At 45.4% G+C, this 12,228-nt stretch carries 11 protein-coding genes; 8 read left to right on the top strand and 3 right to left on the bottom strand.

Translation table 11 applies throughout. The features are described 5' to 3' along the window. The first annotated feature begins 56 nt into the window (after positions 1–56). Positions 57–1,583 carry an Lcl C-terminal domain-containing protein gene (locus AC6I8U_RS23960; protein WP_498018802.1) on the top strand — a complete coding sequence of 509 codons (1,527 nt, stop codon included), beginning with the start codon at positions 57–59 and terminating at the stop codon, positions 1,581–1,583. A 599-nt stretch (positions 1,584–2,182) separates the two neighbouring features. Then, positions 2,183–3,613: a sodium-dependent transporter gene (locus AC6I8U_RS23955; protein WP_042471239.1), complete on the top strand. Its 1,431-nt coding sequence runs from the start codon at positions 2,183–2,185 to the stop codon at positions 3,611–3,613. A 53-nt stretch (positions 3,614–3,666) separates the two neighbouring features. On the opposite strand, the gene AC6I8U_RS23950 is transcribed toward AC6I8U_RS23955, so the two are convergent. The 3 genes from AC6I8U_RS23950 to narQ form a co-directional block, all read right to left on the bottom strand. Beyond that, positions 3,667–4,860, bottom strand: coding sequence for an ISL3 family transposase (locus tag AC6I8U_RS23950; RefSeq protein WP_498016666.1), 1,194 nt, complete (start codon positions 4,858–4,860; stop codon positions 3,667–3,669). 147 nt (positions 4,861–5,007) lie between these two features. Then, positions 5,008–5,640, bottom strand: a complete 633-nt coding sequence (locus tag AC6I8U_RS23945) for a response regulator (RefSeq protein ID WP_128650294.1) — start codon at positions 5,638–5,640, stop codon at positions 5,008–5,010. Further along, entirely contained in the window at positions 5,627–7,354 is a 1,728-nt protein-coding gene (gene narQ, locus AC6I8U_RS23940) for a nitrate/nitrite two-component system sensor histidine kinase NarQ (RefSeq protein WP_498019646.1), read from the bottom strand. Before narQ ends, AC6I8U_RS23945 begins: the two co-directional genes overlap by 14 nt. Positions 7,355–7,594: 240 nt before the next feature. Between narQ and napF the strand changes: the two genes are divergently transcribed. From napF to AC6I8U_RS23910, 6 genes are all read left to right on the top strand, one after another. Next, complete coding sequence (gene napF / locus AC6I8U_RS23935) at positions 7,595–8,074, top strand: ferredoxin-type protein NapF (RefSeq protein ID WP_498018801.1); 480 nt, start codon at positions 7,595–7,597, stop codon at positions 8,072–8,074. A 36-nt stretch (positions 8,075–8,110) separates the two neighbouring features. Next, positions 8,111–8,416, top strand: a complete 306-nt coding sequence (locus AC6I8U_RS23930; RefSeq protein ID WP_042471229.1) for a chaperone NapD — start codon at positions 8,111–8,113, stop codon at positions 8,414–8,416. Then, positions 8,413–10,902 (top strand): periplasmic nitrate reductase subunit alpha, encoded by a 2,490-nt coding sequence (napA, locus tag AC6I8U_RS23925; protein ID WP_498018800.1) that lies wholly within the window; start codon positions 8,413–8,415, stop codon positions 10,900–10,902. Before AC6I8U_RS23930 ends, napA begins: the two co-directional genes overlap by 4 nt. Positions 10,903–10,979: 77 nt before the next feature. Next, positions 10,980–11,441 carry a nitrate reductase cytochrome c-type subunit gene (locus AC6I8U_RS23920; RefSeq protein WP_042495465.1) on the top strand — a complete coding sequence of 154 codons (462 nt, stop codon included), beginning with the start codon at positions 10,980–10,982 and terminating at the stop codon, positions 11,439–11,441. A 26-nt stretch (positions 11,442–11,467) separates the two neighbouring features. After that, positions 11,468–12,046 (top strand): NapC/NirT family cytochrome c, encoded by a 579-nt coding sequence (locus tag AC6I8U_RS23915; protein WP_394150353.1) that lies wholly within the window; start codon positions 11,468–11,470, stop codon positions 12,044–12,046. An 11-nt stretch (positions 12,047–12,057) separates the two neighbouring features. Next, positions 12,058–12,192, top strand: a complete 135-nt coding sequence (locus AC6I8U_RS23910) for a TIGR02808 family protein (RefSeq protein ID WP_081935794.1) — start codon at positions 12,058–12,060, stop codon at positions 12,190–12,192. Positions 12,193–12,228: the final 36 nt, after the last annotated feature.

Raw genomic sequence — 12,228 nt, 5'->3', positions numbered from 1 at the left:
AAGCATACTTATTTCATCAATTAAGTATGCTTTTACACACGAACGTGAGGTAGTGTATGAACTCAGACAACCGCCGCCAAATCTTTCCCAAGCTTTCTACATTAGCATTTGTGCTTTGGGGAACATTTTGCTTCACCGGACAGGCTTCCAGCAGTGAATCTCTCAGCTATAAAATCGTCGATACAGGCCAATCGGTTTGTTCAGACGCGTCGGCTCAGCTTTCAACCTGCCCGGTTCAAGGGGAGTATGGTTTCGGGCAAGACGCTCAATATCAAGGATACGTGCCAAATTACACCGCAAATAACGATGGGACGGTAAGTGATAACGTCACTGGCCTAATGTGGGCTGCATCGATTGACACCAACGGTGATGGAAAAGTAACCGCAGCCGATAAAATGAGTTACGACCAAGCAGTCAGCTACATCGCTAACCTAAACACGGCTGGATTTTCTGACTGGCGACTACCTACAATCAAAGAGCTCTATTCGCTGATCCTCTTTGACGGAGAGGATCCAAGCGGCATTAATGGTCCTGATTCTTATTCTATTCGACCTTTCATCGATCATCGCTACTTTGGTTTCGAGTCTGGCGATATGGCATCGGGTGAACGTCTTATTGATGCTCAATATTTGAGTAGTACTCAATATGTCTCTAAAACAATGGGCAAAGATGACACCGTATTTGGCGTGAATTTTATTGATGGACGCATCAAAGGTTACGGAATGCAGAGCCCCCGTGGAGGAGAAAAAACCTTCTATATCCTAGCTGTTCGGGAGAACTCTGATTACGGTGTAAACCAATTTGTCGCTAATTCAAACGGCACAGTACACGATGAAGCAACTGGTTTGATATGGCAAACAGCCGACAGCGTAACGAGCTTAGATTGGAATGGTGCATTAGAGTACTGTGAGAATCTCGATTTAGCGGGTCGTCAAGATTGGCGTCTACCTAACGTGAAAGAGCTTCAATCCATTGTTGATTACTCACGTTCACCGGCAACGAGCAATAGCCCGTCCTTAGATCCAATATTCAATGCTAGTCAAATTACCAATGAAGGTGGTGAACTTGACTACCCTAACTACTGGAGCAGCACGACCCACATGAATCTAAAGAACGCCAAGAACGCGAGTTACGTCGCCTTTGGCCGTTCCATGGGTTACATGCGTGACAACTGGGTGGACGTACACGGTGCTGGTGCTCAAAGAAGTGACCCTAAGGCGGATAATGGTCAAAGCTACCCACAAGGTCACGGGCCTCAGGGTGATGCGGTAAGGTTTGAAAACCACGTTCGATGCGTCAGTGACAATAATACAAGGTTCGTCGAACAGCCAGAGACAACTGAACGTCCAACGAAAACCTATACCCCGTCTAACTCAGACCTAACAGACTCCAAACCAGCAGGCAAAGTGGAGGGCAAGGGAAAATCGCAACGTCGCGGTGGGGACCCGTTTGCCGACATGGACACCAATGGCGACAACAAGTTATCTCGCAACGAAGTCCGCGGTCCCCTAGCTAGAGACTTCGATAAACTCGACAGAAACAAGGATGGTTTCATAACTAGAGATGAATTGCCTAAGAGATAAGTGGAATTCTCTACTTTATTTAGCAATCACTCGCATTATTAACTATAGTTTAACTTATCAGCATCGCGATCATTCTAAACAAGCGGACGGGATAGTTTACAGCACCATCCCGTCTGATTTTACCCCAACCTATTGACATCGCATTTATCCATATATTCTTTGCCATAATCGGGTAATAATCCGATATAAACATGCACTTTCTCACCTTCCAGGCTGGTAGCTAGCACTAATCGTCCGAAATTATATTCACTTAACAATCGCCAAAATGAAAATGCACTCATGCTAAAAATGAAAGCAACTCCAGAATCTTAATCTATAATATGCAAGTGAGTGATTAGTAAAAAACAGAAAATGGCGCCAGCTAGTCAAGCATTTATAGAAACATCATCAAACAATGTTTAAAAAATCAGCAGTTGACAACAATTTGAATACAAAAGTCAGAAAAAAACACTTTTAACACTTCCAACTGCAACCATAAACTGTTTTACTTGTCACGGATAAAGCGCCTCTACAACTTTTAGAAAGTGTATATAAATAAATACACACAACGTTTCGGCGCCAAAGTTACGGACAAACACAACAGATTATTTGGAGTTATCGTGGCAACGAGCAACACAAACGCAGCACCCCGCGACAATTGGGGTTCGAAGCTTGGCTTCGTAATGGCCGCAGCAGGTTCTGCTGTAGGTCTTGGTAATATTTGGAAATTCCCTTACACAGCAGGTGAAAATGGCGGTGGTGCATTCATCGTTATCTATCTTGCATTCGTTATTTTCATTGGTTTCAGCGTAATGCTGACTGAATTTGCAGTTGGTCGTAAGACTGGTCGCAGTGCAGTTGGTGCGTTTAAATCGACAGACGGTCGTTGGACATTCGTAGGTGTTATCGGTGTATTGAGTGGTCTACTTATTATGGGTTTCTACCCTGTTGTAGGTGGTTGGGCTCTAGCATACGTTCAGAAAGTATCTACAGGTCTTCTAAGTAACCCAGAAGCTATTGGTGATAGCTTTGGCGGTTTCATCACTAACCCTATCCAGCCACTAATGTGGATGGGTGTTTACTTGCTGATGAACATCATCATCGTTAGCCGCGGTATTTCTGGCGGTATCGAGAAAGCGGGTAAAGTCCTGATGCCAATCCTATTCCTGATTCTTATCATCGTTTCAGTAAAAGGTTTGTCTCTACCAGGCGCAATGGCGGGTGTGGAATTCCTATTTAGCCCAGACTTCTCGAAAGTAGACAGCGGCGTCGTATTAGCGGCACTAGGTCAAGCGTTCTTCTCTCTAAGTCTTGGTATGGGCTGTATGATCACATACGGTAGCTACCTGAAGAAGAAAGAGAACCTAGTTCAAACCACTGGTATGGTTACGGCAATGGATACAGGTGTCGCTATTCTTGCTGGTATCGCAATGTTCCCTGCAATGTTCGCACTTGGCATGGAGCCAGCAGCAGGTCCTGGTCTAGTATTCGTCGTTGTTCCTCAGCTATTTGCTGAAATGGGCGGCGTTGGCCTTATCTTCGCACTACTGTTCTTCGTTGGTCTAACGGTTGCAGCACTGACTTCTTCGGTATCTCTACTAGAAGTAGTTGTGTCTTACCTAATCGACGAGAAAGGCATGAAGCGTACTACAGCTGTACTATCTGCAGCAGCAGTAATGGCAGTTCTTTGTATCTTTGCTTCTCTATCTCTAGGTGGCGTTGGTCCTACTCTGTTTGATACTGGTGCATTCGATATCTTCGACCTACTAACTGATAAGATCTTCCTAGCAGTTGGCGGTATGTTGGTGTGTATCTTCGCTGGTTGGAGACTAAGCCGTGAAGAGCTAGAGAAAGAAATCACTAACGACGGTGAAGTGAAGTTCCCACTGTTCGGTCTGTGGTACAACCTAGTTAAGTTTGTTATCCCTGTAGCAGTTGCAATCGTAGCGTTTGCAGGTATCTCAAGCGGCTTCGATAGCGGTAAAGGTCCAATCATGCTCATGGGTATCGGTATTATCGCTCTGACTGGTCTTCTATCTAAGAAGCTATAATTTAAATATTGATTACTTGAAGCCCTCGTTTAATACGAGGGCTTTTTTATGGTTCATCGCGGCTTTCCGGGGAAAGCCGCTTTTATCTTTAGAAAGAAGTAATCGATATCTCGGTAACCGTAGCCCATTCGTTTGATTAACTTTATCTTGTTGTTTATCCCTTCTAGCGTACAGGTGTTGAGTGGGTACCTTGCAGAAGCAACTATGCCATGAAGGTACGGTTTGAGCTTTCTCGCGAAGTCCATTAGTGGTTTGATCCCGCTTTCTTGAACTTGCTCCCACCATATGTCCCACAAGCCTTCCGCTTCGCTCTCTGACTGGCACCGCCATAACTCTTTAAGCTGAGAGCCAAGTAAATACGTCACCATTAAGTCCTTGTTCATACTCAGTATCTCATTTAGATAACTCTCCTGCTTACTGTCTAAATTGCCTCTGTTTTTGAGGAGAACCCAGCGTGAACGTTTAATCCATTGACGTGCTTTCCTGTCTTGTTTAAGTCGATTAGCTTGGTCAACTCTGACTCTATCCATCACTTCTCGTCCAAATTTGGCGACTACATGGAATAAGTCGTACACAATGCGGGCGTTAGGACAATGCTGCTGCACTTCGAGGTCGAAAGCCGTATTCATATCCATCGCAACCGCTTCTATGTTCTGGCCATGCTTACCGAGTAACTCGAAAAAAGGACGGATATCTTTTCGGCTGCGTCCGACGCCTATCCAAAGTACTTGATGCGTCTTTGCATCCGCGATAACAGTGGCATAACGATGTCCCTTGAAGAGGGCAAACTCATCCATAACAAGCTGTCGCAGCTCCGCCCAGTTAACCTCTGGCACTACATTTTGCAGCCGGCGCTTATCTATCTCCTTGACGGTATGCCAATGAACACCCGTCATTTGGGAAATATGTTTGATAGGGAGAAGAGGCAGCAACTGTTCAATATAACTACGCAAGCGGTTAGTAAGACGGGCAAAAGGTTCAAGCCAAGAAATAGATTCGGTTTTGATACCGCAGTCAGGGCACTTGATACGCCTTGTTTGTAGGTGCAGCTCGACAGGTACGCCAAGAATCATCGCTTCCTTAATGGTGCGCCACTGATAATCATGTATGGCTTGAACATGTTGCCCACATGCACATCGAGCAGTCGTACTGGGTTTGAGAGTAATCGTGATAAGAGAAGACGTTTGTACAGACTTTACGACATGAAAGCCTTCCCAGAACGATGATAGGAAAGTATTATTCGGCATGAAAACGGTAGTTTGTGCAAGGTTGTGTTTGGCGATGTAACCTTATCACTTACTACCGTTTTTGTTTTAAGTCCCCGCTAATCCGCGATGAACCAAAAAAAAGCCCAACACAGGTGCTGGGCTCATATTTCTATCTAGTTCTATTTACTACTTTATTTCACCGAATCGTTCTAAGTAAAGGATCGTTGCAGCGGTACGCGAAGGCACTTGCAGCTTTCTTAACAAGCTCTTCATGTGCACTTTAACTGTCGATTCAGAGATAAACAGTCGGTCGGCAATTTGCTTGTTTCGAAAGCCTTTCGCTACTTCTTGTAAGATCTGCATCTCACGTTCAGTGAGTGTGGTGAACACATCTGTCGCGTTGGCTCTTTCGTGCAGGTACGTTTTAATCGCTCCGCTGAACGCCTTGTTACCCGAGGAAAGTCCGAGAAGCAAATCGACGATTTCATCAGGCTCCGTGTCTTTGAGCAGATAACCGTCCGCACCAGCCTTAACAAGTGCATCGATATCAGCAGGGATATCAGATACGGTTAGAATCACTATGTGACCTTGGAAATCATCCTCTCGAAGCGCTTTAAGCGTGTCTAAACCAGACATTCCTTTCATGTTGAGGTCAAGAAGCACCAAATCTGGCTCGGTTTCTTTTGCCAATGCTACGGCGTCTGACCCATTACTCGCTTCCGCCACGATCTCGAAATCGTCTTCAAAGCTGAGTAACTGTCCTATACCACGCCTCATTAAAGGATGGTCATCGACTAACATGACTTTACATTCGCTCACTTAGTGGCTCCTTAGTTCTTTGGAACGTGAATTGCACTTCGCAACCTTGATTCTCCGCTGAGGTAATTGAGAACTCAGCATTCAATCGTGTGGCACGTTCTTTCATAATACTCATGCCATAGTGGTCTAACTTTTCAATAGTTTGGTCAAACCCTACGCCATCATCACTAATTTTAACATTTACAACAGCGTTGTCTTCCTCAATGCAGGAAACTTGTATAAAGGAAGCTTTTGCGTGCTTAATCGCATTAAGCACAGCTTCTCGGATCAATTGTAGAATATGGACTTGTTCGTTAGCCCCTAACTCAAGGGACGACATTTGATTGTCCAATTTTATTGTAGCGTTCGTTTGCCCGTCGAGTTGGTTCAGCATCTCAGTGAGTGCCTCCCCGAATGTTCCTTCCTTAATAGACAACCTGAACGTGGTTAATAACTCACGAAGCTGAATATACGCATTATCTAAGCCTTCGCGAATATCGTCCAGCACGCTTTGAGAACGGCTTCCCTCAAGAGTGTCTATTTCCTTATTAAGCGAGCGATTGAGTAGTGTAACCTGTATCTTCAAATAAGACAGTGATTGTGCGAGAGAATCGTGAAGTTCACGAGCGATCGTCGCCCTCTCTTCCATCAAAATTAACTGCTCGGTTTGACGTTGGGTTTTATTGTAGTAGACCGCTCGAGACAGGATCTGAACAAAGTTATCAATCAGCTTCTCATCCGGACAGGGTAATCCAATTTGATACCTCAACTCTCCCAGAACTTCGCCGTCGAGCTGAAGAGGCTTTATGCGCTCAGAATGACCATTGAACTTCCCTTCACTTGCAACCCAAGGCGAACCTTCAACTTCCGTTACTTGAAGCTCAACAGCGGTAATTCCTTCAACACTATGGATGTAGCTGAGTATGGCTCTAAAGTTTTCATGTGAGATTCGTGTCGCAGTCAGCTCTTGTGATGATTGATAGAGTACTTGAAGGGACTGATTCGCGTGTTGGAGTTTATGCGTTTTTTCATTCACTGCTCCTTCTAGCCCTCGATAGAGCTTACCGAGGTCGTCAGCCATATTCTTGAAGGCTTTGCCTAAGATCCCAAGCTCATTATCTGAGTTAACATCCACCTTTACGTCAAACGATCGATTTTGAATCTGTTCACTTGCAGAAATAAGCTGTCCTAACGGCCTAACAATTTGTTTGCGAACGAAAAGCACCACATAAACGGCCACGATTAGGATTCCACCTAACCCAAGACCACCAGCCCAAGCTAATCGAATGAGTTTATTTTCTGAATGTTCTTGGAGTTTAAGAACAAAATGGTCGATTCGGTCTACAAAATCCGCGACCAAAATTAGATATTGCTCGCGATCTTCGCTAATTAGCACTTCCTTAAGTTCGTGCCAACGAATAATGAGTTGGTAATAATCATTGGTGATTTCTTCCGGGACATCCCAAGACTGCAACGCTTTCATCGAAGGCGAGTAAAGCGAGCGCTCAAACTGCTCTACATGAAGAAAATAGAGTGGCGAATTAGCCTGCATATCGTGTGCTAAACGATAGCTCTGCATACGCATGGAGCCCGAAACATTAACCGCTTCGGCGTCATTTAAGCTGGACGCAAGTGTCAAAATGGCGAAATTGGTGGTCAATACAGATAGCAAAAGTATGAAAATCATAGCTTTAGCTATTGTTCCCGTAACAGATTTAGTCGGTTTTCTCATGATCCATTCATCTCGTCAAGGTTTCAGACTTGTCCAACTTCAACCTTTAATTTGGTGATTACACTATCCTTCTCTATTGTCGGTAATTTATTGATCCAAAACAAGGCTGCACCTTAATTACCTCCTTGGAGGTATTTATACAAATGTGTCCAAAACTACAATTTATATGACTATAAATTAAGGATTGTTAACAGAAAAGATGCGCTAAACTCTCAGTAACGCATTTTTTTATCGGTGTGATGAATGGTAGATATCGCAAAGCGTCGCTTTTTTACGAGAAAAAAAATAGACACATCGCAAGTCAAACTCCCTTGGGTTAACAATTTACAACAGTTTACAGACTTATGTACTCGTTGCGGCAAATGTGAAGAAGTTTGCGAAACGAGAATTATTCAAAAAGGGGATGGCGGATACCCCTCGGTCGACTTCACAATTGACGAATGTACGTTTTGTTACAAGTGTGCAGAAATCTGCCCAGAGCCTATATTTAATAGTGCTGACACCGAACCATGGAGCGCAAAAGCCGGAATCTCCGACACCTGCTTGGCAAACAACAATGTTGAATGCCGAAGCTGTGGTGATAGTTGTGAAACGATGGCGATTACCTTCAAGCTGCGCGCGGGTGGTGTTGCGCTACCTCAATTGGAGCTAGCGGACTGCAATGGATGTGGAGCATGTGTCTCTACTTGCCCTACTTCCTCTATCTCAGTGAGCAATATTTAAAATCAGAATTAAAAATAACAAAGAGAAGACCGTTTAATGTCACTAAACGAAGTGCATATCTCAAGTTTGGTAGTTAACTGCAAGGCTGAACACCTTGCGGAAGTGAAAAGCGAAATCGAGAAATTCGATAACGCGGAAATTTATGGGGACAGTGAGGAAGGCAAGATTGTTGTCGTCCTTGAAACCGAGAACCAAGGTTTCGTCACTGACACTATCGACGCTATCAACAACTTACCTAATGTCCTCACCTGTGCTTTGGTTTTTCACCAAATCGAGTCCGGGTTAGACGACGATGAAAACAACACTGGAAGTAACCATTCCCAATTAGAGGGTGAAGTATGAAAATGACAAGACGTGCGTTCGTAAAAGCGAACGCAGCGGCATCAGCGGCAGCTGTAGCGGGTATTACCCTTCCTGCATCAGCGACCAACCTGATTGCTAGCTCCGACCAAACAAAAATTACCTGGGATAAAGCACCTTGTCGTTTCTGTGGTACAGGCTGTTCTGTACTAGTAGGGACGCAAAACGGTAAAGTTGTTGCGACCCAGGGTGACCCAGAAGCACCAGTAAACAAAGGTCTAAACTGTATCAAGGGTTACTTCCTGTCTAAAGTTATGTACGGTAACGACCGTCTAACTCAGCCTCTTCTTCGCATGAAAGATGGTAAGTTTGACAAAGATGGTGAATTCACGCCTATCTCTTGGGACGAAGCGTTCGACATCATGGCGGAGAAATGGAAAGCATCTCTCAAAGCTAAAGGACCAACAAGTATCGGTATGTTTGGCTCTGGCCAGTGGACCGTTATGGAAGGCTACGCTGCTGCGAAAATGATGAAAGCGGGCTTCCGTTCAAACAACATTGACCCGAACGCACGTCACTGTATGGCGTCTGCGGTAGTGGGTTTCATGCGTGCCTTTGGTATCGATGAGCCTATGGGTTGTTACGATGACTTCGAGAACGCTGATGCATTCGTGCTTTGGGGTTCTAACATGGCAGAGATGCACCCAGTATTATGGACTCGTATTACTGACCGTCGTCTAAGCCACCCTCATGTTCGCGTTAACGTTCTATCTACGTACTACCACCGTTCATTTGAGCTTGCGGACCATGGCTACATCTTTAATCCACAGTCTGACCTTGCGATCGCAAACTTTATTGCTAACTACATCATTCAAAACGATGCGGTTAACTGGGACTTCGTGAACAAGCACACGAACTTCAAGCAAGCTGATACCGACATCGGTTATGGTCTGCGCGATGAAGATCCTCTGCAAAAAGCCGCGGCGAACCCTAACTCTGGCAACATGAGCGATATTTCGTTCGAAGAGTACAAGAAGTCAGTTGCTCCTTACACAGTTGAAAAAGCATCTGAAATCTCAGGCGTAGAGCAAGAAAAACTGATTGAGCTTGCTAAACAGTACGCAGATCCAAACACCAAAGTGATGTCGCTATGGACTATGGGTATGAACCAACATACTCGTGGTGTATGGATGAACGGCTTGGTTTACAACATCCACCTACTGACCGGTAAGATTGCAACTCCGGGTAACAGTCCATTCTCATTGACAGGTCAGCCATCAGCATGTGGTACTGCTCGTGAGGTAGGTACTTTTGCTCACCGTCTACCTGCGGACATGGTGGTTGCAAACCCTAAACACCGTGCGATTGCTGAGAAAGAATGGAAACTGCCAGAAGGTACGATTCCACCAAAACCTGGTTTCCACGCAGTACTTCAAGACCGCATGTTGAAAGACGGCGTTCTAAACTGCTACTGGGTACAATGTAATAACAACATGCAGGCTGGTCCAAACATCAACGAAGAGCGTCTACCTGGCTACCGTAACCCAGAGAACTTTATCGTCGTTTCAGACCCATACCCAACTGCAACAGCACAAGCCGCTGACCTTGTCCTTCCGACCGCTATGTGGATCGAAAAAGAAGGGGCTTACGGCAACGCTGAGCGTCGTACTCAAGCTTGGTATCAACAAGTTGAAACCGTGGGCGAAGCGAAGTCTGACTTATGGCAAGTTATGGAGTTCTCTAAGCGCTTCAAGATGGAAGACGTTTGGCCAGAAGAGCTTCTAGCGAAAGCACCAGAATACCGTGGCAAAACAATGTACGACATGCTGTTTAAGAACGGTCAAGTCGACAAGTACCCTATCGAAGAAGCTCGTGAGTTGAACGATGACGCACATCACTTCGGTTATTACGTTCAAAAAGGTCTTTTCGAAGAGTACGCAGCGTTTGGTCGCGGTCATGGTCATGACTTAGCACCATACGACGTTTACCACCAAGTGCGTGGTCTACGTTGGCCAGTTGTTGATGGTAAAGAGACGCTTTGGCGCTACAAAGAAGGCTCAGATCCATATGCGAAAGCAGGTTCAGGTTGGGACTTCTACGGTAAGCCAGACGGCAAAGCTTTGATTATTTCAGCACCGTACGAAGCGCCACCAGAAGTGCCAGACGAAGAGTTTGACTTGTGGCTATGTACAGGCCGTGTCCTTGAGCACTGGCATACAGGCACCATGACTCGTCGTGTTCCTGAGCTGTATAAAGCTGTCCCTGATGCGGTATGTTACATGCACCCAGAAGATGCCAAGGCTCGTGGTGTACGTCGCGGTGAAGAAATACTCATGGCAAACAAACGCGGTGAAGTACGCGTACGTGTTGAGACACGCGGTCGTAACCGTCCACCTAAAGGTTTAGTATTCGTACCATTCTTCGATGCTCGTATCCTAATCAACAAATTGATTCTTGATGCGACTGATCCTCTGTCCAAACAGACAGACTTCAAGAAGTGTCCTGTTAAGATCACGAAATTGGCTTAACAGAGAACGAATGAGCAAAACGGCTGCTCCAGTGGGAGCAGCCATCGAAGAATTAGCCTAAAGGCGGAGAAACAAAAATGAAAAAATTGATTGTTGCTATTCTCTCTGTTGGTGCACTTATCGCCGGCGTAGCACAAGCAGAATTGAATAACCCGGGTGGAACTGGTGGTCTAGATTCACTTCGTGGTAGTACTAACCTTGAAGATACTCGTCCTGCGGATGACTTCAAACACACACCTAAAGACCAACTGGTAGAGAGTTCATATGTGTATCAGCCTCCACTGATCCCTCACCAAATTCGTAACTATGAAGTATCGCTTAACGCGAACAAGTGCTTGGCATGCCATAGCTGGAAAAATGCGAAAGAAGCAGGTGCAACCAAAATCAGTGTGACTCACTACATGAACCGTGAAGATGCTGTGTTGGCTGATATGTCCCCTCGTCGCTACTTCTGTCTTCAGTGCCACGTACCTCAAGTTGACGCTCAACCATTGGTTGGCAACGACTTCGAGCGCGTTGATTCATTGCGTACTGAATAGCCAATTGAAGTAGAGAGAGGCTATCTATGAAAATTCTAAAAGCGTTTTGGAAACGTCTTAAGTCACCAAGTAAAGTCGCGGCAGGTGTTGTCCTGTTCCTAGGCTTCTCTGGAGGACTTTTGTTTTGGGGTGCGTTTAACACGGGTATGGAAATGACCAACACCGAGGAGTTTTGCTCGGGCTGTCATGCTCCGATCGTAGCGGAAATCCAGGAAACCATTCACTGGTCAAACCGTTCAGGTGTTCGTGCTATCTGTTCTGATTGTCACGTTCCACATAATTGGACGGATAAAATCATTCGTAAGGTTCAAGCATCGAAAGAACTATTCGCTCACTATGTACTCGACACTATCGGTACAGAAGAGAAGTTCCAAGCTCGTCGTGGACACCTAGCAGAACGCGAATGGGCTCGATTGAAAGCTAACGATTCATTGGAATGCCGAAACTGCCATGAGTTCGACTTTATGGACTTCTCTGAGCAGGGACCACGAAGCGTTCAACAACACTCAACTGCCCTAGCATCGGGTGAGAAAACTTGTGTAGACTGCCACAAAGGTATCGCACACCGCCTACCTGATATGGAAGGCGTGGAAGGCTGGCAATAAAGGAGCACTAAATGAGTACACTAGAGTCGGTTATTTGGCACGTTCTTGGCTACGCAGCTATGCCTGTCATTATCCTGTCTGGTTTTGCCGGTGTAGCAGCGGTATCACTTTGGCTACTATCACTAGGTAAAGATAAAGAAGTGTAAGTTATTTCTGATAACTGGGAGGCCTCGCAGCGTTGC

It is taken from the genome of Vibrio sp. KUL80 (assembly GCF_059725495.1).
This window is presented reverse-complemented; position numbering and strand designations above follow the sequence as displayed.

Excerpts from the sequence above, each read along its gene's own strand:
- AC6I8U_RS23960 (WP_498018802.1), top strand. The coding sequence starts at position 57 with ATGAACTCAGACAACCGCCGCCAAATCTTTCCCAAGCTTTCTACATTA.
- AC6I8U_RS23950 (WP_498016666.1), bottom strand. The coding sequence starts at position 4,860 with ATGCCGAATAATACTTTCCTATCATCGTTCTGGGAAGGCTTTCATGTC.
- napF (WP_498018801.1), top strand. The coding sequence starts at position 7,595 with ATGGTAGATATCGCAAAGCGTCGCTTTTTTACGAGAAAAAAAATAGAC.
- AC6I8U_RS23930 (WP_042471229.1), top strand. The coding sequence starts at position 8,111 with ATGTCACTAAACGAAGTGCATATCTCAAGTTTGGTAGTTAACTGCAAG.
- napA (WP_498018800.1), top strand. The coding sequence starts at position 8,413 with ATGAAAATGACAAGACGTGCGTTCGTAAAAGCGAACGCAGCGGCATCA.
- AC6I8U_RS23920 (WP_042495465.1), top strand. The coding sequence starts at position 10,980 with ATGAAAAAATTGATTGTTGCTATTCTCTCTGTTGGTGCACTTATCGCC.
- AC6I8U_RS23915 (WP_394150353.1), top strand. The coding sequence starts at position 11,468 with ATGAAAATTCTAAAAGCGTTTTGGAAACGTCTTAAGTCACCAAGTAAA.
- AC6I8U_RS23910 (WP_081935794.1), top strand. The coding sequence starts at position 12,058 with ATGAGTACACTAGAGTCGGTTATTTGGCACGTTCTTGGCTACGCAGCT.